The following is a 25,812-nucleotide window of genomic DNA, read 5'->3' on the forward strand; positions in this document are numbered from 1 at the left end:
CTAACCGCCGACAGCCGACAGCCGACAGCCGACATCCAACAACCGAAAGCCGAAAGCCGAAAGCCGACAGCCGACAGCAGATCCGCCGATTGGCTGTCGGGCGGCTGTCCCTGCGTCATGGAAGTCCTGCGCCGCCGCGCGCTGGCGATACGCTCGCGTGGCCGCGCCCACCCCCGAGGAGATAAAAGCGATGAAATTAGTCCGCGTAGGAATGCCCGGCGCCGAGCGTCCGGGTCTGGTAGATGGCGATGGCCGCGTGCGCGACCTGTCCGGCGTGATCGGCAATATCGGGCCCGCGCAACTGGCGCCGGCCGAGCTGGCGCGGCTGGCGACGATCGATCCGGCCTCGCTGCCGGTGGTGGAAGGTCAGCGCCATGGCGTGCCCTGGACCGGCATCGGCAAGATCATCGCCATCGGCCTGAACTACGCCGACCACGCCGCCGAAGCCGGCATGCCGCTGCCTGCCGAACCGATCGTATTCCTGAAGGCCAATACGTCGCTGAATGGCCCGAACGATGCGGTGATGTTGCCGTTCGAATCGAACAAGTCCGACTGGGAAGTGGAACTCGGCGTGGTCATCGGCACCACCGCGCGCAACGTGTCCAAGGCGCAGGCGCTGGAACACGTGGCCGGATACTGCGTGGTCAACGACGTCTCCGAGCGCGAATTCCAGCTCGAGCGCGGCGGCACGTGGGACAAGGGCAAGGGCTGCGATACGTTCTGCCCGGTCGGCCCATGGCTGGTCACGCGCGACGAAGTGCCCGACGCCCAGAAATTGGGCATGTGGCTCGACGTCAATGGCGAACGCATGCAGAAAGGCAGCACCGCCACCATGGTTTTCGATGTCGCCACCGTGGTCAGCTACGTCAGCCGCTTCATGACGCTGGAGCCTGGCGATCTGATCGCGACCGGCACGCCGCCGGGCGTGGGCATGGGCTTCAAGCCGCCGCGCTACCTCAAGGCGGGCGATGTGATGCGGCTGGGCATCGAGGGGCTGGGCGAGCAGAGCCAGACCGTCGTGGCATACGGCGAGCGCTGAAGCGTTCCGGTCGCGAGCGTGGGCCACGCGTCAATGCGGCGCGCCCGCGCATCACGCGCGTTGCACGATGTGCAAACGTGGCCGAGTGGTGCACGCGTGAGGGTTCCCCACTGAAACATCGTCATACAAAGCGTCGCGTTTCCACACAAAGCGTCCGTTAAGGGCAACAGTTTTGTGAGGATATGGGGCGCTTTCGCACGAATTCCGCATTCAGGGTTTTACCTATCGACCTCGCGTGAAATACTGTTCCTACATGTCTGCCAACAAAAGCAACGCCATGTCTGAACACGCCCCCGAAATCGAATCGATATTGAAAAGCGTATCGGTCCGCCTTGCCAAAGACACCCCCACCCGGTCGTTCTGCACGCTGCACGACACGCTCGACTCGCGCGAGGAACTGCAAGACATCCGCCGCGATATCCACCAGCATCCAGAACTCGCCTTCAACGAAGTCCGCACCGCCGAACTTGTCGCGCGCAAGCTCGAAGGCTGGGGCTATGACGTGACGCGCGGTGTCGGCGGCACCGGTGTCGTGGCGACGCTGCGAGCGGGCGACGGCAAGCGCAGCGTCGGCATTCGCGCCGACATGGATGCGCTGCCGATCCACGAGCGCTCTGGTCTGCCCTATGCCAGCGTGCACGAGGGCAGGATGCATGCGTGCGGGCACGACGGCCACACCACCGTGCTGCTTGGCGCGGCCCGGCAATTGGCTCGTACGCGCCACTTCAACGGTACGGTGCATCTGATCTTCCAACCGGCCGAAGAAATCGGCGCGGGAGGCGGTGCCGAGCGCATGCTCGCCGACGGCCTGTTCGAACGCTTCCCGTGCGATGCCATTTTCGGCTTGCACAACCATCCGGGTGTCGAAGCCGGTACCTTCATGTTCCGCGCGGGGCCGTTCATGGCGGCCTGCGATACTGTGACGCTGACGATTCGCGGCAAGGGCGGTCACGCGGCTCGGCCGCATCAATCGATCGATCCGATCCTGGTGGCCGGCAGCCTTGTGCTGGCGCTGCAGTCGATCGTCGCGCGCAATGTCGATCCCAACGAAACCGCCGTCGTCACGATCGGCACGCTGCACGCGGGACATGCGCCAAACGTGATTCCCGATAGCGCGCGCATGGAAATCAGCGTGCGTTCGTTCAGTCCCGAGGTGCGGGCATCGCTGGAATCGCGGATTCGTCAGTTGGTGACCGCGCACGCGGAAGGCTATGGCGCGACGGTCGATATCGATTACGTGCGCGGCTATCCGGTGCTGGTCAACAGCGAAGCGGAAACCGAATTCGCGCGGCAGGTGGCCGAGGAGCTGGTCGGCCCCGAACGCGCTATCGGCAACTTCCACCGCATCGCGGGCAGCGAGGATTTCGCGTATTTCCTGCAGCAGCGCCCCGGATGTTTCGTGCGGATGGGCAACGGTGCAAACCAGCCGCTGCTGCACAACGCTGGCTACGACTTCAACGACGAAAACCTGACGGTGGGTGCAGCTTACTGGACGCGCCTGGTGGAACGCTATCTGGCGGACTGACGCCGACTGGCCTGTTTCCCCGCCGATACCGGCATTGGCATTGCGAGTTCGTGGCCATCGCAGCGGCCGGGGTTCTCCGCTGCACGCGGCACTCGCGACGATGGAACCACACGCAACTATTTGAAGAACGCGCTGGGCGGCACGCCGAATTGCCGGCGGAACATCGTCGCAAACGCGCTCGGGCTGCCATAGCCCATGTCCAGCGCCACATCCACCACCTTGTCGCCGGCGGCCAGCCGCTGTAGCGCGGCCAGCAAGCGCGCCTGCTGCCGCCATCGCCCAAACGTCATACCCGTTTCGCGCGCAAAGCGGCGCTGGATCGTCTTTGGATCGATCCCGAGTCTTGCACCCCAATCGGCCAGCGTCAGATCGTTGTCGGGACTGCCGACGATCTGCTCGCAAATCTCACGCAGACCGGCGTCCGCGGGACGTGGCAGATGCAACGGCAGGGTTGGCACGAGCTTCACTTCATCGAGCAGCAGCCGCATCAGGCGCCCATCGCGTGAATCGGGCGAGTAGGTGAGCGGAATATCGATGGCCGCCAGGATCAATTCGCGCAGCAGCGGCGAAACGCCCAGCACGGTGCATTGCGTCGGCAGGTCGGGAGCCGCATCGGGGCGGATGTAGGCGGTGCGCATCTGCACGCGGCCCACCATGCGGATCCAGTGGACGGTGCCGCCGGGCATCCACATGCCGCGCGTGGGCGGCACGATCCACTGGCCCTCGGCCGTCGACACAACCATCACGCCATGCATTGCGTGCACCAGCTGCGCGTGCGGGTGCTGATGCGGCTTGGTGACGTGGCCGGGCTCGTAGTCCGCGGCCATGGCTGTTACCGGCATCGCGCTGCGATCGTACTGGAGATAGACGGGATGATCGGCGTAAGTGTCGGCGCGGCTGTCCGCGTCCGGATCGCGCGGCGCGTCGTCAGGCACGCGCTTGCTTCCCGGTGTGCTGTGGTCGATCCATTGCACGGCCGGCGGGGCGCGCCGCGGCGGGCGAGAAGCACCAGACATGTCCTTTTCTCCAAAGTTGCGACCCCATTCTCGCAGGACAGGCGCGCAAATGCCAATTAGCATCGTCACACTTTCCCGAGGGGCCAGCGCGCTGGCACCCGGACATCCTGAGACGACGACTGGCCAATGCGCCCCCGCACCATGAGTACAACCGTCAATCGAGCCCCCGCTGCTCCCGCCGCGCAGAGTGACGCGGCGAAACCCCGCAAGGAAGGCACGCGCTTTCGCGTGTTGTACGCGATCAGCTTCGCGCATTTCCTCAACGACATGATTCAGTCGCTGATCCTGGCCATCTATCCGATGCTCAAGGGCGGCTTCAATCTGAGCTTTACGCAGATCGGCCTGCTGACGCTCACGTATCAGATCACCGCTTCGCTGCTGCAGCCGATTGTCGGGCTCTATACGGACAAGCATCCGAAGCCGCATTCGCTGGCAATCGGCATGGGCTTCACGCTGTGCGGGCTGCTGCTGCTGTCGGTGGCGCCTACCTATGGCGTGCTGCTGGTGGCCGCGGCGCTGGTCGGAACGGGCTCGTCGATCTTCCATCCGGAATCGTCGCGCGTGGCGCGGCTGGCATCCGGCGGCCAGCACGGGCTGGCCCAGTCGATCTTCCAGGTGGGCGGGAACGGCGGCAGCGCGATGGGGCCGCTGCTGGCCGCCGGCATTGTGCATACGCAGGGCAGCGTCGCGTGGTTTTCGCTGGCCGCGCTGCTGGCGATCGCCGTGCTGTGGCAGATCGGCGGATGGTATGGCCGGCACCTGGCCGAGCGCGCCGCAAAGAAGAAGGCCGCTGGCGTGGCCGTCAACAAGCTGCCCACCTCAACCGTGGTGCGCGCCATGACCGTGCTGCTGCTGCTGATCTTCTCGAAGTACTTCTACATGGCCAGCCTGAACACGTATTACACGTTCTATCTGATGGAGAAGTTCAGCCTGCCGCGTCAGACGTCGCAGATCTATCTGTTCCTGTTCCTGTTCGCGGTGGCGGCGGGCACGATCCTGGGCGGTCCGATCGGCGATCGCATCGGCCGCAAGCGCGTGATCTGGGCGTCGATCCTCGGCGTGGCCCCGTTCACGCTGATGCTGCCGCACGCCAACCTGTTCTGGACGGCCGTGCTGACGGTGATCATCGGTTTCATCCTGGCCTCGGCGTTCTCGGCAATTCTTGTGTTCGCGCAGGAACTGATTCCCGGCAAGGTCGGGATGGTGTCCGGTCTGTTCTTCGGTTTCGCGTTCGGCATGGGCGGCATCGGCGCCGCCGTGCTTGGCAAGCTGGCCGATGCGCATGGCATCGAAAGCGTCTACCAGCTCTGCGCGTTCCTGCCGTTGCTGGGTTTGCTGGCGGTGTTTCTGCCCGATCTGCGCGAAAGGCCGAAGGCAGCCTGAACCACGCGCGCGGGCTGAGCGGACCGCCTCCGCCAGCCAGCTGCGGTCCCTTTCGTGGCGCGTGGTGCACAAGACTGGCGCAGTCGCCTGCACCAGCGTCATGGCGTCACTTGCCGGCCTTGTCCTGCGACACGTCCATGATCATGCGCGTCAGCAGGTACAGGCGCGGCGTCACGGAATTCAGGTCGACGTATTCGGCATCGTTCGAATGCGCGCCAAAGCCGCGTAAGCCAAAGCGCTCGATCACGGGCGCCTTGGTTGCTGCGGCGGCAAACGCCGCATCGGTGCCGCCACCTTCGGCCGTGTCATAAACGGCCAGTTTTTCGCCGATCTCCGCATAGATGCCTTGCGCATGCGCGGCAAGTGCGCGCGCGGCGGGCGTCACTTCCAATGGCGGCCGGCGGCGCTCGAACTTCACGCTCACCTTGGTATCGGGAATCAGCGTCTTCTTGACGCGATCCTGCAGCGTGCGCTCAAGGCCGTCGTAGTCGGCCGTGCGCAATACACGGACATCGGCCTGCGCGGTGGCCACGGCGGGAATCACGTTGCGATTGGTGCCGGCCTGCGACAGCGTCCAGTTGACCTTGAGCCCGGTGTCCGGATTGGAGAGGTCGCGCATTTGCAGGATCTGGTGCGACATCTCGTACAGTGCGTTGCGGCCCAGTTCGGGCGAGCTGCCGGCATGCGACGACTTGCCTTCCACCTTCAGGGCGATGGCGCCAATCCCGCTGGTGGCCAGCGACAGGCGGTCGCCGGTCACGCGCGTGGCTTCACACGAAAATACCGCGTCCTGTTCCGCGCCCAGCTTCGTCAGCATCGCGCGCGCGCCGGGCGAGCTGATTTCCTCGTCGCCATTGATCAGTACGGTCAGCGTGCCGTAGTCCTTGAAGTTCATCTTCTGCAGGATGGCAACCGTGTGCAGGATCACGGCCACGCCGTTCTTGTCGTCGGCGATGCCAAGGCCATAGGCGCGATCGCCGTCCACGCGGAACGGCTGCTGCGCCAGCATGCCGCGCAGGTAGACCGTATCCATGTGTGCGATCAGCATGATCTTGCGTTTGCCGGTGCCCTTGAACGTGGCATGCACCATCTTGCCCACTTTCTCGGGCGTGTCTCCCATGCGGTAGATGTCGGTGGGCTCCACCAGCCTGGCATCGCCGCCCATGGCGGCCAGCCGGTCGCGGATCAGCGCGGCGATACGATCGAGCCCTTCGATGTCCTTGCTGCCCGATTCGATCGACACCAGATCTTTCAGGGTCTCGACCAGGGCCGGTTTTTCCTGTTGCGCAAGCTGGAAGACGGGCTCGACGGGGGCGGCGTGGACCGAGGGCGTGCACAGCGCACCGATCAGGGCCAGGGCGGCGGGCAGCGACGCCAAACGGGGGCGGAAGGCAGACATGCGGACAAACTCCTGTTTCTTCTTGGTGAAGGGAAGCCGACATGTTGCGCGCGCAACGCGCCGCGGTCCAGCACCGCGACGATCTGCGCCAAGACCTGGCATCGGTTTTGCGGCATCATCACGGTCATGAAGTCCGCTGTGCCCCCTCCCTCCGCAACGTCTGCAATGTCTGCTCGCCCTGCCTGCGCCCACTGCCTTGCCCTGGCCGACGACCCGCGCCGACGCGAACCGCATGCCTGTCTGGCCTTGCGCAACAACGCGCCGCTGGTCAGCCAGAGCGCAGCCGGCGTGCCTTTCAGCATGATGTCGTTCAGTTGCCGCGAATGCGGTACCGCGTGGCGGCTCTACGACCGCGCCAACGAGCTGTTCGTATCGTGGGTGCCAGAGCATCCGCTGGTGCGGTAGCCGGCGGCGGCAGGGGACCGGACAGGGCGATCGGCTAAAATCGCGCCTGACTGGAACGCCGCCGACGCTCACAGGCATTGCCGCGTTCCCCGACAGATCCGCGCGTACCCACGCGCGCCGCAGTCTTTCCACGAATATCCCGCCCCCGCCCAGACCATGGCCGCTTTCCGTTCCCTGCCACTGCGCGCGCTTTTCGTCGCGCCGATCCTGACCATCACGGCATGCGCCCCGGCGCTGGCCGCCGACAACTATCCAAGCCGTCCGATCCGCATGATCGTGGCCTATCCGACCGGCGGCATCAGCGATGCCGTGGCGCGCGCGCTGGGCGAAAAGCTGTCGGTGCAGATGGGCACCTCGGTGGTGGTGGAAAACAAGGCCGGCGCCGGTGGCAGCATCGGCATCGACGCCGTTGCCAAGGCCGCTCCCGACGGCTACACGCTGGGCTTTGCCGCAACCAGCCCGCTCACGCTCAATCCGCACGTGGGGCGCGTCAACTACGATCCGCAACGCGATATCGCACCGGTCATGAGCGTCATGTATTCGCCGGTGCTGGTGGTGGCCACGCCAAGCTTCACCGGCAAGACGTTCCAGGACCTGATCGCGCAGGCCAAGGCCAAGCCGGGCTCGGTCCGCTGGGCCACGTCCGGCCTGGGCACGGTCGGGCACGTGATGCTGGAACAGGTGAAGACCAAGGCGAAGGCCGATGTCACGCTGATTCCCTACAAGGGTGCGGGCCAGCAGATGAACGATGCGCTGGGCGGACAGTTCGAGGTGATGAGCACCAACGCCAGCCCGATGCTGACCCAGCACATGCAGGCTGGCCGCCTGCACGCCATCGCCGTGGGCGCGCCCAAGCGCCTGGAAAGCCTGCCCAACGTGCCCACCTTCGACGAACTCGGCTATCCGAAGGCCAACCTCACGTCGACCTTCGGCATCTTCGCGCCGGGCAAGACGCCGCCAGCCATTCTTAACAAGCTCAACGCAGAACTGAACAAGGCGCTTGCCGAACCGGACGTGCGCGAGCGGCTGATGCGCGGCGGCGAAGTGCCGACCGGCGGCTCCGCGGCGCAATTCGCCACGGCGATTCGCGCCGAATCGGCCGAGAACGCGCGCATCGTCAAGGAAGCCGGCATCAAGGCCGACTGATCGGCGACCGCTTGCGGCGGGTTTGCACGGCGCTGGCATCGGCTGGCGTCCCCTAGGCGAGATCGAGCCGGCTGCCCAGCCGATAGACGGCGCGCAGCATCACGCCGTTGAACGGCCATAGCGCCAGCTTGGTCCGGATGCGCGACAGATGACTGTCGATAGTGCGCGCCTGCTCGGACATGGCGGCGTTGCGCCAGACCTGATCGATCATGGTCCGCCGCATCACCAGCGTGCCGAGGTTGCGGAACAGCAGCAGCGCCAGCGCATATTCCTTCGGCGACAGCGTTACCGGCACGCCCTTGACCCAGACCTGGCGTTCGCCCACCGCAAACCGGAACGCGCCGCAGACCAGCTCCTCGGGTGGATTGCCCAGTTCGTCCGGCGGGGCGATGCCGGCCGGCCCGCACGGCGCGGCGGCACGGCGCGCCAGCGCCTCGATGCGGGCCAGCAGTTCCTTGCCGCGCGCGGGCTGCGGCACGTAGGCGTCGGCACCTTCCGTCAAACATCGCGCTACATCTTCCTCGGCGTTGCTGGCGCCGAACATCATTACCGGCACGCCCTGCCCGAGCGTGCGCCGGATCCAGCGCAGCAGTTCGTCGGCATCACCGGCCGCCGCGTCGCGGTCGAGCAGCAGAAGGTCGAAGCGGTCGCGGTGGATGGCGTCGATCATCGCCTGCCCGCAGCGAAAGCGCGCAAGGCTGTGCCCGCCCGATTGCAGGGCGTGTTCCAGCACCATGGCGCGAGCCGGATTGTCTTCGAGCGCGGCAACCTTCACGATGGCCTTCCTTTCGTTCGCTGAATGAACGGTAGAGCAGTGCCGGCCATGGTAGGGCGCGCAGCGTTGCGGGCGAAGTAAACATTTGTTGCCGATAAAATGAGGATCGTCTTATAGGATTGGCGCGCAACTCCCCGTCTAATGGTCGTTGGACAGACAAGCGACGCCCACGGCGGGCGTGACGACGCATGACAACGACAGGGCTCAGGATTGCCGCGCTGGAAGACGACAGCGCGCACGCGGCTTTGATCCGCGACGTGGTGACCGGCGCCGGCCACGAATGCTTGACGTTTGCGGACGGCCGGCGCCTGCTGCTGACGCTGCGCAGAATCACCTTCGACCTGCTGCTGCTGACCTGGGATGTGCCACAGATCAGCGGCACGGAAATTCTCGGCTGGGTGCGCGCGCACCTCGATCCGCGCATCCCCGTCATGTTCGTGAGCGACCGCTGTGGCGAGGACGATGTGGTGGCGGCGATGAACGCGGGCGCCGACGACTACGTGGTCAAGCCGATCCGCCCGCGCGAATTTGCTGCCCGCATCGAGGCGCTGCTGCGGCGCGCGTATCCCGATTCGCATCGCCTGGACGAGAACCGGCTGTCATGGGGCGCCTTCGTATTCGATGTGGTCGCGCGGCAGGTCTCGCACCACGGCCGCACGGTGCCGCTGACGCCGAAGGAATTCGACCTGGCGCTGCTGATGTTCCGTAACCAGGGCCGCGTGGTGCCGCGCGAACACATGCTGACGACGGTGTGGGGCCGCGATATGCCGCCGATGTCGCGCACCATCGACACGCATGTGTCGCGCGTGCGGACCAAGCTGGGCCTCTGGGAAGACAATGGCGTGCGCGTGCTGCCGGTCTACACCTTCGGCTATCGGCTGGAATTGCTGGACGACGAAGAACGCGAGCGCATCGCGCGGGGCGAAAAAAAAGGCACCCGAAGGTGCCTTTCTCCCAATCACTGATCAGACCAACGATCAGAAAATGTGGCGGACGCCAGCGGCCACGCCCATCTGGGTGCCCTTGCCCGGCAGTTCGGACTGCACGCCGCCGGTCAGCTTGTTGTAGTCCACAGTGCCGTAGACCTGGGTGCGCTTGGACAGCGAGTACTCGGCCAGCAGAACGCCGGTGTAACGGTTGCCATCGTTGCCGTTGACGCCGTTCTTGTTCTTCACGTGGTCGCCGTAGAACACGCCGGTCACGGCCAGGGCCGGGGAGACCTGATAGGTCAGGCCCAGGTAGCCCAGCGCGTCCTTGCGCGGGTTGTTCGGGGCGCCGGCAGTGACCGCGGCACGGCCAGTGGCCGACGTCGTCGCGGCCGACTGGTTCAGGAAGTTGTTGTCGATCACGCCGGTGTTGTCCTTGCCGCCAACGTAGCCCAGGAACAGCTTGACCGGGCCGATGCCGTACTTGCCGGCCACGCCCCACATCTGCTGCTTGTTGCTGTTGGCGTCACGCACTTCCTGGTACACACCACCGATACCAAACGGTCCGATGTCGTACGAAGCGCGGGTGCCCCAGTACTGGTTCTTGGTGACGCTGCCGGCCACTTCGCCGAAGCCGTAGCTGGCGCCGACGTTCAGGCCCGAAAACGAGCCCGAGTAGCTCATCACGTTGTTGGCGCGGAACTGGGTCAGGAAGAACGGCCAGGCGTTGGCGGTGTAGTTGCCGATCGTCAGCGGATCGAAATCGCCGAACAGGTTAAAGCCCTCGGTGTACTGGCGGCCCAGCTTGATGGCGCCGAAGTCGCCGGCCAGACCCACGTAGGCTTGACGATTGAACAGCTGGCCCGACGAATTCATCGTGCCGTTGTCCAGGCTGTAGCCGTTTTCCAGCTGGAAGATAGCCTTGAGGTTGTTGCCCAGGGCTTCCGAACCCTTGAGACCCCAGCGGCTTTGCGTCACTGCGCCGTCGGTCAGTTGGACCTGGCTGTGGCCAGCTGCATCGGCGTGGTTGGTCCAGCGGACGCTGGCGTCGGCGATGCCGTACAGCGTGACCGACGTTTGCGCGAATGCGCTGCCGGCGGCCAGCGAACCAATTGCGAGGGTCAGTAGCGATTTCTTCATGGTGCTCCTTTTCTGTCTTGTGGCCAGACTTTCACCGGATCACGGCGAGTCCATTTGGTTTTTACGTTTGCTCGTAACGCCGCGAAAATTTAACAAAACGCGCGAGATTCCGACATAAAACCGAACTCGAGCCCGGCTTCGGGGAGACATTTGGTGCAAATTCGTTGGTTTGCCGCTACACAATGTCTTAGCGCTGTGAAAATGGTGCAAAGCAGCACGCGCCATCATGGTGCATGCAAGGCGGGGAGCGGCAGACAGGGGGATGTACGGGGAAACCCGCAGCCGTCGCAAGAGACGGCTGCTGCGGTGCAATATATCCCGCGAGAGAGGGGGAGGGTTATCCCTTAATCAGGGATAGCGGCCGGCAAGTTAATGCGGCGGCGATTATGCCTGCGGAATCTCTATTTTCACTTCGAGCACTTCCAGGTTGTCCTGGCGCTCGAGGCTCACGCGCAAATCCTGATCGCTGATCTTCACGTATTTCGAGATCACCGCCACCAGTTCGCGCTGCAGGGCGGGCAGGTAATCGGCCGGCGCGGAATGGCCGGTGCGTTCGTGGGCGAGAATGATCTGCAGCCGTTCCTTGGCGACAGACGCTGATTTTTTCTTCTCCCCCAGCAGGAAGGACAGGATCGACATGGAATAGTCCTCCGGTTACTTGTTGCCAAAGATGCGCGAGAGCAGGCCCGGCTTCTGGTAATCGACAAAACGCAGCGGCTTGTCCTTGCCAAGGAAGCGGTCCACCACATCGGCGTAGGCATCGGCCACGTCGGTGCCTTCCAGATGGATGGCGGGCGTGCCCTGGTTCGACGCATGCAGCACGGCTTCCGATTCCGGCACCACGCCAATCAGCTTGATGCGCAGGATTTCCTGGATGTCCGTCAGCGACAGCATTTCGCCGCCGTGCACGCGCTTCGGGTTGTAGCGCGTGATCAGCAGGTGTTCCTTGATCGGATCGCCTTCGCTGGCGCGCTTGGTCTTCGACGCCAGGATGCCGAGAATGCGGTCCGAATCGCGCACCGACGACACTTCCGGGTTGGTCACGATCAGCGCCTCGTCGGCGAAATACATCGCCATCAATGCGCCCGTCTCGATGCCTGCCGGGGAATCGCAGACGATGAATTCGAAGCCCATGTCCTTCAGGTCGTTGATGACCTTTTCCACACCCTCACGCGTCAGCGCTTCCTTGTCGCGCGTCTGCGAGGCCGGCAGGATGAACAGGTTTTCGCACTTCTTGTCCTTGATCAGGGCCTGGTTCAGATTGGCCTCGCCTTGCACGACGTTGATCAGGTCGTAAACGACGCGGCGCTCGCAACCCATGATCAGGTCGAGATTGCGCAGGCCGACGTCGAAGTCGATCACGGCAGTCTTGTGGCCACGCAGGGCCAGGCCGGCGGCGAAGCTCGCGCTGGTGGTGGTCTTGCCAACGCCCCCCTTGCCGGAGGTCACTACGATGATTTTTGCCATGGCTCTATGGTCCGGTATCAGTGGAATATGTACTGTGGGCACTGCGGTCATTTCATCCGCAGCGGTTCGAGAATCAGCTTTTCGTCGGCCAGGCGCACCTGTGCCGATTTGCCGAGCACGTCGGCCGGAAGCGTCTGCTCCGCGGTCCGATAGATGCCGGCGATGGAAATCAGTTCGGGCTCCAGGCACGTGCAGAAGATGCGTGCGTCGGGATTGCCCTTCACCCCTGCCAGCGCGCGGCCGCGCAGCGGTGCATAGATATGGATGTTGCCTTCCGCGATGACCTCGGCGCCGTAGCTCACCAGATCCAGAATCACTACGTCGCCCTGCGCGTAGATCTGCTGGCCCGAGCGCAGCGGCTTGTCGATCAGCAGCGTGGGGATCGCGCGCGGCGCGGCGGCGGCATTGGCCGCGGCCATGATCTCGGCGATATCGGCGGCGGCTTTGCCGTTGCCACCGGATGCGACTGCTTCGGCGTCCGGCTGCGCTTTGTGCGCCGCGCCGTCTGCCGGGGCGGCCGTATCGGATTCGCGCGGCGCTTCGTCGCGCCCGCCGCGGCGGCTCTGGCTGTCCAGCAGCGGCAGCCCGAATTCGCCGGCCCAGCCGCGTTGCTCCGCGCGCGCCACCACGCCAATCGCCCGCGCATTGAGCGTGGCCAGCGTGTCGATCACGCGGTCCAGCGCCAACGCACCGTCATGTTCCAGACGGCGCAAGTCCAGTGCCACCACATCGTCGGAAAAGAAATCGGGGGTCGACTCAAAACGGGAGAGGAGGTCATCCCGCAGCGCGTCCAGGTCGGCGGTATTGAGTGCGAGAAGGAGGGCGTCGACATTGCCACTGCGCAGCTCGAAGCGTGGCGATTTCTTCTGGGACATAGTCGGTGACCGTGGAAATGGGACATTCTAACGTCGGAATTCCGGGGAACTGTAACAAATGTTGGTGATTGCATCGGGGGTGGAGGATGCGGACCATATTCCGTGCAAGCGTCTTAACACGTGGCGTGCGGGGCGATACGGGTACACCCGAAGGCGGCAGTTGCATCGTGCGCGCACGAATTGCGTGCGCTTGTTACGATTGCGCATCTCGACACCGGAGGAGTCATGGGCGCCATCGTTAACTGCGCGGCTTATCGTGCTGGCAAAAAACTGGGGAAGGTCGAGTTCGAAGATATCGGCACGGTGCTTGCCGAGCCCGGCACTTTCGTCTGGCTGGGCCTGCACGAACCGGATCTGCCGATGCTGCGCCGCGTGCAGCAGGCGTTCGGCCTGCACGACCTGGCCGTGGAGGATGCGCTCGACGCGCACCAACGGCCCAAGCTCGAAACCTACGGTGATTCCGTTTTCGTGGTGCTCAACACCGCGCAGCTGGTGGGCGAGGAAGTGGTGGTGGGCGAGACCCATCTGTTTGTCGGCCCCAATTACGTGGTCTCGGTGCGGCACGGCGCCAGTTCCACCTACGCCCCGGTGCGCGACCGCTGCGAGCAGGATCCGCACGGCCTGGCCAACGGCCCGGGCTACGTGCTCTATGCGTTGATGGATTTCGTGGTCGACCACTACCTGCCGATTCTCACGCACCTGGAGGACACCTTCGAGGCGCTGGAGCAGGGCATCTTTCGCGATGAATTCGACCGCCAGGCGATCGAACGGCTATATCACGTCAAGCATCAGGTGCTGCGGCTGCGCAATGCCGTCTACCCGGTGGAGGACATCTGCGGCCAACTGATCCGCCTGCACGAGGATCTCGTGCCGAAGGAATTGCGCGCGTATTTCCGCGATATCGAGGATCACTGCAGCCGCATCGTGCGATCGCTGGACGTGGTGCGCGAAATGCTGACTACCGCGGTGCAGGTCAACCTGGCGCTGGTGACGGTCACGCAGAACGAGGTGGTCAAGCGGCTGGCCGGCTGGGGCGCCATTCTGGCGGTGCCGACCGTGGTGTTTTCGTTGTACGGGATGAACTTCAATTTCATGCCGGAGCTGAAATTCCATTACGCTTATCCCGTGGTGATCGGCATTACGGTGACCGCTTGCGGAATGCTCTGGCGCAAGCTGCACCGCGCGGGATGGATCTGACATCCGGTCTTCCGGCATCTTCGTATTTCGATTTTTATATTTCGTTTACACCGCTTTTCCGCCTCTCTATCCCGTTTTTATCCCCCGATCCCTAATCTCGTATCCGTGAATCACTCGGCAGGCGCCATGCCTGCATTCATGTCATGGACGGGATCTACTTCCTTGTATTGCTGGCGTTCGGCGCGCTGACCGGTGCGCTGCTGGCGCTCTGCGCGGCGCTCGGCGCAAACCTGCCGTCGACGCGCGGCAACAGCGACGACGCCACCGCGCCGCGGCACGCCCCGACGCCGGCCGCACCGCACACCGCCGGCCGCGCCGCTGCTGACCGGAGGCCGTCATGAGCTGGACCGACCTGCTCAGCGGCGGGCTGGCCGCCGTCCTCTTCGTCTACCTGCTGGTAGCGCTGTTCCGGCCGGAGAAATTCTGATGTCGACGCCGAACCTCTCTCAATTCATCGCACTGCTGGCCCTTTACCTTGCCGTGCTGTTCCTGGCGGCGCCTTTCCTCGGCCGCTACATGCGGCGCGCCATCGAAGAGGGCAACTACCGGCTGACCGCCTGGGGCCGGCCGCTGGAACGCGGGCTTTATCGCCTGGCCGGCGTGCGCGCCGACGCGGAAATGGGATGGAAGCAATACGCCATCGCCGTGATCGTGTTCAACGTGCTCGGCGTGATCGCCGTGTATGCGTTCCAGCGTCTGCAAGGCGCGCTGCCGCTCAACCCGCAGGGGTTTGGCGCGGTGTCGCCCGACTCGTCATTCAATACGGCCATCAGTTTTGTGTCGAACACCAACTGGCAGGGCTACGCGGGTGAATCGACGATGAGCTATCTCACGCAGATGCTCGCGTTGACGGTGCAGAACTTTGCCTCGGCCGCCACCGGCATTGCCGTGGTGTTCGCGCTGATTCGAGGCTTCGCGCGCCACAGCGCCCGGACCATCGGCAACTTCTGGGTCGATCTCACGCGCACCACGCTGTACGTGCTGCTGCCGCTATCGGTCGTCATTGCCGTGGTGTTGGTTGGCCAGGGTGTGATCCAGAACTTCGACGCTTACAAGGAGGTGAGCCTCGTCAACACCGTCGAGTTCACCCAGCCCAAGGTGGACGCGGCCGGCCAGCCGGTGCTCGACGCCGACGGCAAGCCGGTGACGGAAGCGGCCACAACCGCCACGCAGACGCTGGCGATGGGCCCGGTCGCCTCGCAGGAAGCGATCAAGATGCTGGGGACAAACGGCGGCGGTTTCTTCAACGCCAATTCGGCGCATCCGTTCGAAAACCCGACGCCGCTTGCCAACTTCATCCAGATGCTGGCGATCTTCCTGATTCCCGCCGCGTTGTGCTTCACGTTCGGCGAAATGGTCAAGGACCGTCGCCAGGGCGTGGCGGTGCTGGCGTCGATGACGGTGATCTTCGTAGTCATGGCGCTGGCGGCGATGGTGTCCGAACAGCAGGTCAACGCCGCGCTGTCGGCGCTGCCCATCGATCACGCGGCATCGGCATTGCAGGCCGGCGGCAACATGGAAGGCAAGGAAGTGCGCTTCGGCATTTCCGCCACCTCGCTGTTTGCAACGATCACCACTGCGGCATCGTGCGGCGCGGTCAACGGCATGCACGATTCGTTCACGGCAATCGGCGGTCTGGTGCCGATGCTGCTGATGCAGCTTGGCGAAGTGGTGTTCGGCGGCGTGGGCTCGGGGCTGTACGGCATGCTCGTGTATGCGGTGCTGGCCGTGTTCATCGCGGGACTGATGATCGGCCGCACGCCCGAGTATCTCGGCAAGAAGATCGAAGCGTACGAAATGAAGATGACTGCCGTGGCGATCCTGGTCACGCCGCTGCTGGTGCTGGTGGGCACGGCCGTCGCGGTGATGTTCGATGCCGGGCGCGCCGGCGTGCTCAATCCCGGCACGCACGGATTTTCGGAAATTCTCTACGCGCTGTCCTCGGCGGCCAACAACAACGGCAGCGCATTTGCCGGTCTGTCGGCCAACACGCCGTTTTACAACACGCTGCTGGCTGCGGCGATGTGGTTCGGCCGCTTCTGGATCATCGTGCCCGTGCTGGCAATGGCCGGATCGCTGGCCGCCAAGCGCCGCACGCCCGCCACGGCCGGCACGATGCCCACGCATGGCCCGCTGTTCGTGGTCCTGCTGGTGGGATCGGTGCTGCTGGTGGGCGCGCTGACCTATGTGCCCGCGCTCGCGCTGGGCCCGGTCGCAGAGCAATTGCAGGGCGCCGCGGTCGCGGCCGCTGCACGGTAATTCGCGGAGATTCGCATGCCTCAAAACACCTCGGCGACGCGCGCCGCCAATGCGCCCGTACGCCAAGCGGACGCAGCTCACGGCGCGTCCGTCCATACCGCGGCCAATGCCACGCATGGCACCACGACGCCCGGCGGCGGCGTGCCGCATCATCCGCGCACCGCGCGCGGCATGTTCGCACCGGAGCTGGTCAAGCCGGCGATGCTCGATGCGCTGCGCAAGCTCGATCCGCGCGCGCAATTGCGCAATCCCGTGATGTTCGTGGTCTACGCCGGCAGCATCCTGACCACCATCCTGTTCCTGCGCGCATGGCTCGCGCCCACGCAGGGCGGCGAATCGGCGGGATTCATCCTGGCCGTGACGATCTGGCTGTGGTTCACGGTGCTGTTTGCCAACTTTGCCGAAGCCCTGGCGGAAGGACGCAGCAAGCAGCAGGCGGCCGCACTGCGCGGCCTGAAAACCACCACCATGGCGCGCGTGCTGCGCACCGGCAGCGTCGATGCGCGCGCCGCTGGCGCCACCGAACAGCGCGCGGCTACGTTGCTGCGCAAGGGCGACATCGTGCTGGTCGAGGCCGGCGAGATGATTCCCGGCGACGGCGATGTGATCGAAGGCGTGGCGTCGGTCGACGAAAGCGCCATCACCGGCGAATCGGCGCCAGTGATTCGCGAATCGGGCGGCGACTTTTCGTCGGTCACGGGCGGCACGCGCGTGTTGTCCGACTGGATCGTGGTGCGCATCAGCACCAATCCGGGCGAGAGCTTCATCGACCGCATGATCAGCATGGTCGAAGGCGCCAAGCGCCAGAAGACGCCGAACGAACTGGCGCTGACGATCCTGCTGGTCGGGCTGACGCTGGTGCTGCTGCTGGCCACCGCCACGCTGCAGCCGTATTCGCTATACGCGGTGCTGGTGACCAAGGCCGGCGTGCCCGTATCGGTGACGGTGCTGGTGGCGCTGCTGGTCTGCCTGATTCCAACCACGATTGGCGGCCTGCTGTCGGCGATCGGCGTGGCGGGCATGAGCCGCATGATGGAGGCCAACGTGATTGCCACCTCGGGCCGCGCGGTCGAGGCAGCCGGCGATGTCGACGTGCTGTTGCTCGACAAGACCGGCACGATCACGCACGGCAATCGCCAGGCAGCGCGTTTTATCTGTGCGCCGGGCGTGAGCGCGCAACAGCTTGCCGAAGCGGCGTGGCTGTCGTCCTTGGCCGACGAAACGCCGGAAGGCCGCAGCATCGTGGCGCTGGCGCGCCAGCAGCCCGGCGCGCGTGCCCCCGAGATGGGCGCGGCGCAGGCGACGCCGCCCGTGTTCGTCCCGTTCACGGCGCAGACCCGTATGAGCGGCGTCGATGTGGCCCATGGCGAGATCGTGCGCAGCGTGCGCAAGGGCGCGGCCGATGCGGTGCGCCGCTACGTCACCGAGCGCGCCGGCAAGTTTCCCGACGCGGTGATGCAGGCCGTGGACGATGTGGCGCGCGCCGGCAGCACGCCGCTGGTGGTGGCCGAGTCCATCGCGCAGGGCACCGAGGAAAGCGTGCGCGTGCTGGGCGTGGTCGAACTCAAGGACATCGTCAAGACCGGCATCCGCGAACGCTTTGGCGAACTGCGCCGGATGGGCATCCGCACCGTGATGATCACCGGCGACAACCGCCTGACCGCGGCGTCGATTGCTGCCGAGGCCGGCGTCGACGACTTCCTGGCCGAAGCCACGCCCGAAGCCAAGCTCGCGCTGATTCGCGAATACCAGGGGCAGGGTCGGCTGGTGGCGATGACCGGCGACGGCACCAACGATGCGCCCGCGTTGGCGCAGGCCGATGTCGCAGTGGCGATGAACAGCGGCACGCAGGCCGCGCGCGAGGCCGGCAATATGGTCGACCTGGACAGCAATCCCACCAAGCTGATCGAGATTGTCGAGATCGGCAAGCAGATGCTGATGACGCGCGGATCGCTCACCACGTTCAGCGTGGCCAACGACGTGGCCAAGTATTTCGCCATCATCCCGGCCGCGTTTGCCACCACGTATCCGCAGTTGAATCTGCTCAACGTGATGCATCTGTCGACGCCGGCGTCGGCCATCATGTCCGCGGTGATCTTCAACGCGCTGATCATCGTCGCGCTGATTCCGCTGGCGCTGCGCGGCGTGGTGTATCGCCCGCTTGGCGCGGCCGTGCTGTTGCGCCGCAACCTGTTGATCTACGGCGTGGGCGGCATCGTCGTGCCGTTCGTGGGCATCAAGCTGATCGACATGCTGCTGACGATGTTCGGCTGGATTTGAGATTCGGAGCACTGCAATGCAAACACAAGCCAACACCATGATCGAACCCGCGCGCCAGCCCGGCATGCTGCGTCCCGCGCTGACCGTTTTCGTCGCGCTGTCGCTCGTCACCGGGCTGCTGTATCCGGGCGCGGTCAGCGGCATCGCGCGTGCGCTGTTTCCCGCACAGGCCGGCGGATCGCTGATCGTCAAGGACGGCAAGACCGTGGGGTCTGCGCTGATCGGCCAATCGTTCTCGGCGCCGAAGTATTTCTGGGGCCGGCTGTCGGCCACCGCGCCGATGCCCTATAACGCGACGGCCTCGGGCGGATCGAATCTCGGTCCGACCAACCCGGCACTGACCGATGCGGCGCGCGCGCGCATCGACGCGCTGCGTGCCGCCGATCCCGACAACCGGGCACCGATTCCCGTGGATCTGGTGACCGCCTCGGGCAGTGGCCTCGACCCGCACATCAGCCCGGCCGCGGCGCAATACCAGGCGGCGCGCGTGGCGCGCGCGCGGGGTGTTCCGCAGGCCACGATCGACGCCTTGATCGCCGCGCATACCGAGGCGCCGACGCTGGGCGTGCTGGGCGAGCCCGGCGTGAATGTGCTGCAACTGAATCTGGCGCTCGATGCGCTGAAGTAGCCATGCCCCCAAGCCGCGGAAGTCGCCCACATCGCTCACGCCAGCGTGGCACAATCCGCAGACGATGACAGACGCCCCACGCCCTGATCCCGACGATCTGCTGCAACGCATGCAGGCGGAGGGCGTGCGTGCCGCGCGCGGCAAGCTGCGCGTCTACTTTGGTGCATCGGCCGGCGTGGGCAAGACGTTCGCGATGCTTACCGCGGCGCGCGCCTTGCGCCAGCAGGGCGCCGATGTGGTGATCGGCGTGGTCGAAACGCACGGCCGCGCCGAGACCGAGGCGCTCGTCGACGGGCTGGAGCGCCTGCCCGCGCGCGACGTGCCGTATCGCGATCGGGTCCTGCAGGAATTCGATCTCGACGGCGCGCTGCTGCGCCGTCCCGCGCTGATCCTGGTCGACGAGCTCGCTCATTCGAATGCTCCGGGCAGCCGCCATCCCAAACGCTGGCAGGACATCCAGGAATTGCAGGCGGCCGGCATCGATGTCTGGACCACCGTCAATGTCCAGCACCTGGACAGTTTGAACCAGGCGGTGGGCGGCATCACCGGGGTGCGGGTGTGGGAAACCGTGCCCGATGCGGTGTTCGATGGCGCCGACGAAGTGGTGCTGGTGGACCTGCCTGCCGACGAACTGCTGCGGCGGCTGCGCGAAGGCAAGGTCTATCTGCCGGAACAGGCGCGCCACGCCGCGCGCAACTTCTTTCGCAAGGGCAATCTGATCGCGCTGCGCGAACTGGCGCTGCGCCGCACTGCCGATCGTGTCGACGACGACGTGCGCGCCTACCGCCATGCTGCGGCGATCGAACCGGTATGGCGCACGCGCGAGGCGGTGCTGGCATGCATTGGCGCCGGCGACGACGCGGAGCAGGTGGTGCGCAGCGCGCGCCGGCTGGCGGGCCAGCTCGATTGCGACTGGCATGTGGTCACCATCGCAACGCCTCGCCTGATGCCGCTGGCCGATCCGGACCGCATGCGGATGCGCGCGGCGATGCAGTTGGCCGAAGAACTCGGCGCGCGTACCGAAACGCTGGCCGGGCACGACATGGTCAAGGCGGTGGCTGGCTACGTGCGACGGCATAACCTGACCAAAGTGCTGGTGGGACGTGCACGTACCGACTGGCCGACCGGCGGCGCCCTGGTCGACCGCGCGCGCATGTGGCTGGCGCGCGCGCTTGCGCCGCTGCTGGGCGCCGGCTACCGCCTGATCGGCCGGCAGACGTTTGCCGACGCGCTGGCGAGCGGGTGTCCCGAGATCGACGTGATCCGCGTGGCCGCCGACACCACGCGCGCGGAACTGCGGCCGCGCGCACCGCTGGCCGATGCTTCGCCCCACGGCGACGACGCGCAGGCCGAGGCCGCCCTGGCGCGCGGGCGGCGGCGCGACTATGCGTGGGCCGTGGCGTGGTGCGCGGGTGCGGCGGTGTTGTCGCTGCTGGCGCGCCCGTGGTTCGACCTCGTCAATATCGCGATGCTGTTCCTCGCCGGCGTGGTCGGCGTGGCGCTGCGCCACGGGCGCGGGCCGGCCGCGCTGGCATCGGTGCTGGCGGTGGCCGCGTTCGATTTCTTTTTCGTGCCGCCACGCATGTCGTTCGCGGTCAGCGACGTGCAATACCTGCTGACATTCTTCGTCCTGCTGACGGTCGGGCTGGTGATCGGGCAGCTTACGGCGGGATTGCGCGAGCAGGCGCAGGTGGCCGTGCGGCGCGAGACCGACGCGCGCACGCTCTACGAACTGGCGCGCGAACTGTCGGCGGCGCTGACCACGGCGCAGATCGCCGAGATCGGCGGGCGCTTCCTGCGCGCCGCGTTCGATGCGCACGCGACGTTTTTCCTGGTATCCGAACAGGGCCGGCTGGCGCCGATTGCCGATCCGGGCGAAGGCAACGCCGCGCAGAAAACCGACAAGGGCGCGGCCATCGACACGGTGCTGGCGCAATGGGTATTCGATCACGGCCAGCCCGCGGGCACCGGCACGCATACCTTGCCGGGCAGCACCGTGCTGTACCTGCCGCTCAAGGCGCCGATGCAGACGCGCGGCGTGCTGGCGGTGGAACCTCGCGCCTGGCGCGCGCTGGCCGAGCCGGAACTGCGCCGCCAGGCCGACGTGTTTGCCACGCTGATCGCCATCGCGGTGGAGCGGCTGCACTACGTCGACGTCGCGCAGCGCGCACTGGTGTCGATCGAATCGGAGCGCCTGCGCAGTTCGCTGCTGGCGGCGGTGTCGCACGATCTGCGCACGCCGCTGACCGGCCTGATCGGCATGGCCGAAACGCTGCAGCGCGCCACGCCGCCATTGGCGCCCGATGTGGCCGATACGGTCAGCGCCATGCGCGGCCAGGCACAGCGCATGCGCACGATGGTGGTGAATCTGCTCGACATGGCACGCCTGCAGCAACACGACGTGACGCTGGCGCGCGGCTGGCAATCGCTCGAAGAACTGGTCGGCGCCGCGCTGGCGTCGATGCGCGAGGCGCTCAAGGCGCACCGCGTCGAGGTGGCCGATCTCTCCGCGCTGCCGCTGGTGGAGTGCGATGGCGTGCTGATCGAGCGCGTGCTGTGCAATCTGCTGGAAAACGCGGCCAAGTACACGCCCGCCGGAACGGTGGTGCGCATCCGCGGTGCGGTGGCCGGCGACGAAGTCCACCTGAGCGTCGAGGACGAAGGGCCCGGCGTGCCTGCCGGACAGGCGCGGCATATCTTCGAGAAATTCACGCGCGGCGAGCGCGAATCGGCCACCGCCGGCGTGGGCCTCGGACTGGCCGTGTGCGAGGCGATCATGCAGGCCCACGGTGGCCGGATCTGGGTCGAGTCGGCCCACCCCGGCGCACGCTTCACGCTCGCGCTGCCGCGCGGCAATCCTCCCGCGATCGAACCCGAGCCATTCGACGCTGCTTTTTCCGACCCGCACTGACATGCCTTTCGATTTTTCGCCGACCGTCCTGGTGGTCGAGGACGAGCCCCATATCCGCCGCTTCGTGCGGGAGTCGTTGCAGGCCGAAGGCTGCAGCGTGCACGAAGCCGATACGCTCAAGCGCGGGCTGATCGACGCCGGCACGCGGCAGCCGGACATCGTCATCCTGGACCTGGGCCTGCCCGATGGCGACGGCATGACGCTGATCCGCGAAATGCGCACCTGGACCGAAGTGCCGGTGCTGGTGCTGTCCGCGCGGACCGATGAAGCCGACAAGATCGCCGCGCTGGACGCCGGCGCCGACGACTACCTGACCAAGCCGTTCGGCGTGGGCGAGCTGGTGGCGCGCGTGCGCGTGCTGCTGCGCCGCCATGCGAAGGCCAACCCGCAAGGCACGCCGCAGATCGCGTTCGGCGATGTGCGCGTCGACCTGGCCAATCGCCTGGTGATGCGCAGCGACGCCCAGGTGCACCTGACGCCGATCGAATACCGCCTGCTGGCCGTGCTGATCGCGCATCGCGGCAAGGTCATGACGCACCGCGAACTGCTGCGCGAAGTCTGGGGACCCTCCCATTCGGAAAGCAGCCACTATCTGCGCGTGTACATGGGACACCTGCGGCACAAGCTCGAAGCCGATCCCGCCCAGCCCGTGCATCTGCTGACCGAAGTGGGCGTCGGGTATCGGTTCGCGGCGTAGCGCGGTTGTGTATTAGCGGGATGAATAAAATATCGGATATTTGCGCTTCGAATATCCAATAATCAAATGGTTTGTTCGATAAATCCCCCACTACACTGAATCCAATCCTCCCATTCCCTGCCAGAACCGGAGTTCGCCATGTCTGCCTACGCCGCCCCGACGTTTCGTATGGCCCTCTTTGCCGTACTGATGGCGATGGCCATGCAGGGATGGGGCGCCACGGAGCCGCCAGCCCCGGCGCAGGGGCAGACGCGCGAAGCCGTGGCGGCCTACGAGGCTGGGCGGTTCGATGTGGCGATCCAGGGATTTGCCGAAGCGGCGCGCAAGGGCAACCGGCTTGCGCAGTTCAACTACGCGATGATGCTGTTACGCGGCGAGGGCACGGCGGCCAAACCGCAGGAAGCGTTGATCTGGTTGCGCAAGGCCGCTGACAACCGCATGACACATGCGCAGTTCACATTCGGGGATTTGTACGAGCGCGGCGAACTGGTGCCCCGCTCGCTCGAGGAAGCCAATCGCTGGTACGAGCGCGCGGCGCAGGGCGGTCATGTCCAGGCGCAGATGGCGCTGGCGACCAACTATTTCACCGGCCGGGGCGTGCCGCTGGACTACGGCCGCGCGTTCGGCTGGTACAGCAAGGCGGCAGCGTCCGGCGATGGGCCCGCGCAGTACATCGTGGGCAGCTACTACGAGCGCGGCTATCCGGGCGTGGTGGACAAGGACATCGAGCAGGCCAAGATCTGGTACGCGCGGGCGGCCTCGCATGGCGACCCCGGCGCGCTGGCCAAGCTGCGGTCCCTGCTGGAAGACAACGTGCGCGCAAAGGGCCAGATGTAGGCGAGTCGCGCCGGACGGCCGTGGGCGGTACAAGTCTTGCTAAGCCAGTGACGCCGGATCATCGGCGCATTTCTCCCGCAGTTCGCTCCATTCTCTGACGCTTCATCACGCCCATCCCGGGGAGGTCGTAGTGGCCACGCACGTCGCGCTGAACCATGTCACACACTATCGCTATGACCGGCCGGTGCAGTTGTCGCCGCAGGTCGTGCGCCTGCGCCCCGCGCCGCATTGCCGGACGCCGATCCTGTCCTATTCGCTGCGCATCGAGCCGGTGCAGCATTTCGTCAACTGGCAGCAGGATCCGTTCTCGAACTATCTGGCGCGGCTGGTGTTTCCCGAGAAGACCACGGAGTTTCGCGTCACGGTGGATCTCATCGCCGAGATGTCGGTCTACAACCCGTTCGATTTCTTCCTGGAGCCGTCGGCCGAGCAGTTCCCGTTTGCCTATGAGCCCGGCCTCGCCCACGATCTGGCACCTTATCTGGTCAAGGATGAAGCCACGCCGCGCTTTGCCAGCTTTGTCGCCAGCATCGACCGCACGCCGCGCGCCACGCTCGATTTCCTGGTAGCGCTGAACCAGCGGCTGCAGCAGGACATCCGCTATCTGATCCGCATGGAGCCGGGCGTGCAGTCGCCCGAAACCACGCTCGAGAACGGCTCGGGGTCGTGCCGCGACAGCGGTTGGCTGATGGTGCAGACATTGCGCCATCTGGGGCTGGCGGCGCGCTTCGTGTCGGGCTATCTGCTGCAGCTGACGCCCGACGTGAAGGCCGTGGACGGCCCGGTCGGCGCCGAGGCCGATTTCACCGACCTGCACGCCTGGTGCGAGGTCTACCTGCCCGGCGCCGGCTGGATCGGGCTCGATCCCACTTCGGGACTGCTGGCCGGCGAAGGCCATATTCCGCTGGCGTGCACGCCGGAACCGGGCAGCGCGGCACCAGTCAGCGGCGCGGTCGACGAATGCGAGGTGCAGTTTGCGCACCACATGTCGATCACGCGCATCTATGAATCGCCGCGCGTGACCAAGCCGTACACCGACGCGCAGTGGATCGCCATCGACGCGGCCGGCCACGCCGTGGATCGGCAATTGCGCGATCTGGACGTGCGCCTGACGATGGGCGGCGAACCGACTTTCGTATCCGCGCGCGACCGCGACGGCGCCGAATGGAATACCGACGCGCTCGGCCCCACCAAACGCGGACTGGCCACCGAGCTCGTGCAAAAGCTTCGTGCACGCTATGGCGCAGGCGGCTTCCTGCACTTTGGCCAGGGCAAGTGGTATCCGGGCGAACAGCTGCCGCGCTGGGCGTTGTCGATCTGCTGGCGCGCGGACGGCGAACCGTGCTGGCGCGATCCGAACCTGTTTGCCGACGAACGCGCGCCCGAACACTACACCTCGGCCGATGCGCAACGCTTCCTGCAGACGCTGACGCGCCGGCTGGGACTCGACGTCGGCTGCATCCAGCCCGGCTACGAAGACGTCTGGTATTACCTGTGGCGCGAGCGCAAGCTGCCGGTCAATGTCGATCCGCACGACACCCGGCTCGACGACGAGCTGGAGCGCGCGCGGCTGCGGCGCGTGTTCGACGCCGGGCTGGCGGGCGTGACCGGCTACGTGCTGCCGCTGGCGCGGGGGGAAGGCGATGGCGCGGGCTGGATCACGGGCCGCTGGTTCCTGCGCGACGAGCGCATGTATCTGCTGCCCGGCGATTCGCCAATGGGCTACCGGCTGCCGCTCGATTCGCTGCCTTGGGCATCTAAGGCCGACTATCCGTGGCAGTTCGACCAGGATCCGTTCGCGCCGCGCGCGCCGCTGCCGACGGCCGCCCCGCTGCGCGCGCAATCGCCGGATGCAACGTGGCACGACGCCGCGCGCGCGGCGCCGGAGACCCGCCGCGCCACCCAGG

Annotated in this window: 23 protein-coding genes; 16 read left to right on the forward strand and 7 right to left on the reverse strand. The window is 65.9% G+C overall.

All coding sequences use genetic code 11. The annotated features are described in order from the left end of the window. Window positions 1-190: 190 nt before the first annotated feature. On the forward strand, window positions 191-1,039 hold the full coding sequence (locus F7R19_RS20010; protein WP_150981752.1) for a fumarylacetoacetate hydrolase family protein: 849 nt from the start codon (window positions 191-193) through the stop codon (window positions 1,037-1,039). Between the two features lie 277 nt (window positions 1,040-1,316). Beyond that, window positions 1,317-2,564 carry a M20 aminoacylase family protein gene (locus F7R19_RS20015; RefSeq protein WP_061959741.1) on the forward strand — a complete coding sequence of 416 codons (1,248 nt, stop codon included), beginning with the start codon at window positions 1,317-1,319 and terminating at the stop codon, window positions 2,562-2,564. Window positions 2,565-2,680: 116 nt separating this feature from the next. On the opposite strand, the gene F7R19_RS20020 is transcribed toward F7R19_RS20015, so the two are convergent. Next, window positions 2,681-3,499, reverse strand: coding sequence for an AraC family transcriptional regulator (locus F7R19_RS20020; RefSeq protein ID WP_150981768.1), 819 nt, complete (start codon window positions 3,497-3,499; stop codon window positions 2,681-2,683). A gap of 222 nt (window positions 3,500-3,721) precedes the next feature. On the opposite strand from F7R19_RS20020, the gene F7R19_RS20025 reads away from it, so the two are divergent. Further along, complete coding sequence (locus tag F7R19_RS20025; RefSeq protein ID WP_211922764.1) at window positions 3,722-4,963, forward strand: MFS transporter; 1,242 nt, start codon at window positions 3,722-3,724, stop codon at window positions 4,961-4,963. Between the two features lie 106 nt (window positions 4,964-5,069). On the opposite strand, the gene F7R19_RS20030 is transcribed toward F7R19_RS20025, so the two are convergent. Continuing rightward, window positions 5,070-6,362: a M20/M25/M40 family metallo-hydrolase gene (locus tag F7R19_RS20030; RefSeq protein ID WP_150981753.1), complete on the reverse strand. Its 1,293-nt coding sequence runs from the start codon at window positions 6,360-6,362 to the stop codon at window positions 5,070-5,072. A 126-nt stretch (window positions 6,363-6,488) separates the two neighbouring features. On the opposite strand from F7R19_RS20030, the gene F7R19_RS20035 reads away from it, so the two are divergent. Continuing rightward, entirely contained in the window at window positions 6,489-6,767 is a 279-nt protein-coding gene (locus F7R19_RS20035) for a hypothetical protein (protein WP_061959731.1), read from the forward strand. Window positions 6,768-6,923: 156 nt separating this feature from the next. Continuing rightward, window positions 6,924-7,913: a Bug family tripartite tricarboxylate transporter substrate binding protein gene (locus tag F7R19_RS20040; RefSeq protein WP_150981754.1), complete on the forward strand. Its 990-nt coding sequence runs from the start codon at window positions 6,924-6,926 to the stop codon at window positions 7,911-7,913. 52 nt (window positions 7,914-7,965) lie between these two features. On the opposite strand, the gene F7R19_RS20045 is transcribed toward F7R19_RS20040, so the two are convergent. Continuing rightward, window positions 7,966-8,688, reverse strand: a complete 723-nt coding sequence (locus F7R19_RS20045; protein ID WP_150981755.1) for a response regulator transcription factor — start codon at window positions 8,686-8,688, stop codon at window positions 7,966-7,968. A gap of 188 nt (window positions 8,689-8,876) precedes the next feature. On the opposite strand from F7R19_RS20045, the gene F7R19_RS20050 reads away from it, so the two are divergent. Continuing rightward, on the forward strand, window positions 8,877-9,653 hold the full coding sequence (locus tag F7R19_RS20050) for a response regulator transcription factor (RefSeq protein WP_061959728.1): 777 nt from the start codon (window positions 8,877-8,879) through the stop codon (window positions 9,651-9,653). A 12-nt stretch (window positions 9,654-9,665) separates the two neighbouring features. Here the strand turns inward: F7R19_RS20050 and F7R19_RS20055 are convergent, their stop codons facing one another. The 4 genes from F7R19_RS20055 to minC form a co-directional block, all read right to left on the reverse strand. Then, a complete protein-coding gene (locus tag F7R19_RS20055) occupies window positions 9,666-10,754 on the reverse strand; it encodes a porin (RefSeq protein WP_061959727.1) in 1,089 nt (362 codons plus the stop codon). A gap of 384 nt (window positions 10,755-11,138) precedes the next feature. Then, window positions 11,139-11,393 (reverse strand): cell division topological specificity factor MinE, encoded by a 255-nt coding sequence (gene minE / locus F7R19_RS20060; RefSeq protein WP_061959726.1) that lies wholly within the window; start codon window positions 11,391-11,393, stop codon window positions 11,139-11,141. Between the two features lie 15 nt (window positions 11,394-11,408). Continuing rightward, complete coding sequence (minD, locus tag F7R19_RS20065; protein ID WP_061959725.1) at window positions 11,409-12,221, reverse strand: septum site-determining protein MinD; 813 nt, start codon at window positions 12,219-12,221, stop codon at window positions 11,409-11,411. A 47-nt stretch (window positions 12,222-12,268) separates the two neighbouring features. Then, window positions 12,269-13,096 carry a septum site-determining protein MinC gene (gene minC / locus F7R19_RS20070; RefSeq protein WP_150981756.1) on the reverse strand — a complete coding sequence of 276 codons (828 nt, stop codon included), beginning with the start codon at window positions 13,094-13,096 and terminating at the stop codon, window positions 12,269-12,271. A 225-nt stretch (window positions 13,097-13,321) separates the two neighbouring features. On the opposite strand from minC, the gene F7R19_RS20075 reads away from it, so the two are divergent. From F7R19_RS20075 to F7R19_RS20120, 10 genes are all read left to right on the forward strand, one after another. Then, the gene (locus tag F7R19_RS20075) at window positions 13,322-14,293 is read left to right on the forward strand and encodes a magnesium and cobalt transport protein CorA (RefSeq protein WP_061959723.1); all 972 of its coding nucleotides are present in this window, start codon (window positions 13,322-13,324) and stop codon (window positions 14,291-14,293) included. A gap of 143 nt (window positions 14,294-14,436) precedes the next feature. Continuing rightward, complete coding sequence (locus tag F7R19_RS20080; protein ID WP_150981757.1) at window positions 14,437-14,634, forward strand: hypothetical protein; 198 nt, start codon at window positions 14,437-14,439, stop codon at window positions 14,632-14,634. Continuing rightward, entirely contained in the window at window positions 14,631-14,720 is a 90-nt protein-coding gene (gene kdpF / locus F7R19_RS20085; RefSeq protein ID WP_150981758.1) for a K(+)-transporting ATPase subunit F, read from the forward strand. Before F7R19_RS20080 ends, kdpF begins: the two co-directional genes overlap by 4 nt. Next, entirely contained in the window at window positions 14,720-16,552 is a 1,833-nt protein-coding gene (gene kdpA, locus F7R19_RS20090; RefSeq protein ID WP_150981759.1) for a potassium-transporting ATPase subunit KdpA, read from the forward strand. Before kdpF ends, kdpA begins: the two co-directional genes overlap by 1 nt. Window positions 16,553-16,567: 15 nt before the next feature. Next, window positions 16,568-18,832 (forward strand): potassium-transporting ATPase subunit KdpB, encoded by a 2,265-nt coding sequence (gene kdpB / locus F7R19_RS20095; RefSeq protein WP_407648692.1) that lies wholly within the window; start codon window positions 16,568-16,570, stop codon window positions 18,830-18,832. A gap of 16 nt (window positions 18,833-18,848) precedes the next feature. Beyond that, complete coding sequence (gene kdpC / locus F7R19_RS20100; RefSeq protein ID WP_150981760.1) at window positions 18,849-19,460, forward strand: potassium-transporting ATPase subunit KdpC; 612 nt, start codon at window positions 18,849-18,851, stop codon at window positions 19,458-19,460. 64 nt (window positions 19,461-19,524) lie between these two features. Continuing rightward, window positions 19,525-22,371, forward strand: a complete 2,847-nt coding sequence (locus F7R19_RS20105) for a sensor histidine kinase (protein ID WP_150981761.1) — start codon at window positions 19,525-19,527, stop codon at window positions 22,369-22,371. Between the two features lies 1 nt (window position 22,372). Beyond that, window positions 22,373-23,068 (forward strand): two-component system response regulator KdpE, encoded by a 696-nt coding sequence (gene kdpE / locus F7R19_RS20110; RefSeq protein WP_061960116.1) that lies wholly within the window; start codon window positions 22,373-22,375, stop codon window positions 23,066-23,068. A 168-nt stretch (window positions 23,069-23,236) separates the two neighbouring features. Then, window positions 23,237-23,905: a tetratricopeptide repeat protein gene (locus tag F7R19_RS20115; RefSeq protein WP_223505932.1), complete on the forward strand. Its 669-nt coding sequence runs from the start codon at window positions 23,237-23,239 to the stop codon at window positions 23,903-23,905. Between the two features lie 130 nt (window positions 23,906-24,035). Beyond that, window positions 24,036-25,812: transglutaminase family protein (locus F7R19_RS20120; RefSeq protein WP_150981763.1), on the forward strand; the 1,777-nt coding region annotated here is incomplete at its 3' end.

Source organism: Cupriavidus pauculus, assembly GCF_008801835.1.
Lineage (GTDB): Bacteria > Pseudomonadota > Gammaproteobacteria > Burkholderiales > Burkholderiaceae > Cupriavidus > Cupriavidus pauculus.

Bases quoted from the DNA above. Each gene is read 5' to 3' on its own strand.
- kdpE (WP_061960116.1), top strand. From the start codon at position 22,373: ATGCCTTTCGATTTTTCGCCGACCGTCCTGGTGGTCGAGGACGAGCCC.
- kdpC (WP_150981760.1), top strand. From the start codon at position 18,849: ATGCAAACACAAGCCAACACCATGATCGAACCCGCGCGCCAGCCCGGC.
- kdpB (WP_407648692.1), top strand. From the start codon at position 16,568: ATGCCTCAAAACACCTCGGCGACGCGCGCCGCCAATGCGCCCGTACGC.
- F7R19_RS20050 (WP_061959728.1), top strand. From the start codon at position 8,877: ATGACAACGACAGGGCTCAGGATTGCCGCGCTGGAAGACGACAGCGCG.
- minD (WP_061959725.1), bottom strand. From the start codon at position 12,221: ATGGCAAAAATCATCGTAGTGACCTCCGGCAAGGGGGGCGTTGGCAAG.
- F7R19_RS20015 (WP_061959741.1), top strand. From the start codon at position 1,317: ATGTCTGAACACGCCCCCGAAATCGAATCGATATTGAAAAGCGTATCG.
- F7R19_RS20030 (WP_150981753.1), bottom strand. From the start codon at position 6,362: ATGTCTGCCTTCCGCCCCCGTTTGGCGTCGCTGCCCGCCGCCCTGGCC.
- F7R19_RS20075 (WP_061959723.1), top strand. From the start codon at position 13,322: ATGGGCGCCATCGTTAACTGCGCGGCTTATCGTGCTGGCAAAAAACTG.
- F7R19_RS20040 (WP_150981754.1), top strand. From the start codon at position 6,924: ATGGCCGCTTTCCGTTCCCTGCCACTGCGCGCGCTTTTCGTCGCGCCG.
- kdpF (WP_150981758.1), top strand. From the start codon at position 14,631: ATGAGCTGGACCGACCTGCTCAGCGGCGGGCTGGCCGCCGTCCTCTTC.
- F7R19_RS20010 (WP_150981752.1), top strand. From the start codon at position 191: ATGAAATTAGTCCGCGTAGGAATGCCCGGCGCCGAGCGTCCGGGTCTG.
- minE (WP_061959726.1), bottom strand. From the start codon at position 11,393: ATGTCGATCCTGTCCTTCCTGCTGGGGGAGAAGAAAAAATCAGCGTCT.
- minC (WP_150981756.1), bottom strand. From the start codon at position 13,096: ATGTCCCAGAAGAAATCGCCACGCTTCGAGCTGCGCAGTGGCAATGTC.
- F7R19_RS20115 (WP_223505932.1), top strand. From the start codon at position 23,237: ATGGCCCTCTTTGCCGTACTGATGGCGATGGCCATGCAGGGATGGGGC.
- F7R19_RS20035 (WP_061959731.1), top strand. From the start codon at position 6,489: ATGAAGTCCGCTGTGCCCCCTCCCTCCGCAACGTCTGCAATGTCTGCT.
- F7R19_RS20105 (WP_150981761.1), top strand. From the start codon at position 19,525: ATGACAGACGCCCCACGCCCTGATCCCGACGATCTGCTGCAACGCATG.
- F7R19_RS20025 (WP_211922764.1), top strand. From the start codon at position 3,722: ATGAGTACAACCGTCAATCGAGCCCCCGCTGCTCCCGCCGCGCAGAGT.
- F7R19_RS20055 (WP_061959727.1), bottom strand. From the start codon at position 10,754: ATGAAGAAATCGCTACTGACCCTCGCAATTGGTTCGCTGGCCGCCGGC.
- F7R19_RS20080 (WP_150981757.1), top strand. From the start codon at position 14,437: ATGGACGGGATCTACTTCCTTGTATTGCTGGCGTTCGGCGCGCTGACC.
- kdpA (WP_150981759.1), top strand. From the start codon at position 14,720: ATGTCGACGCCGAACCTCTCTCAATTCATCGCACTGCTGGCCCTTTAC.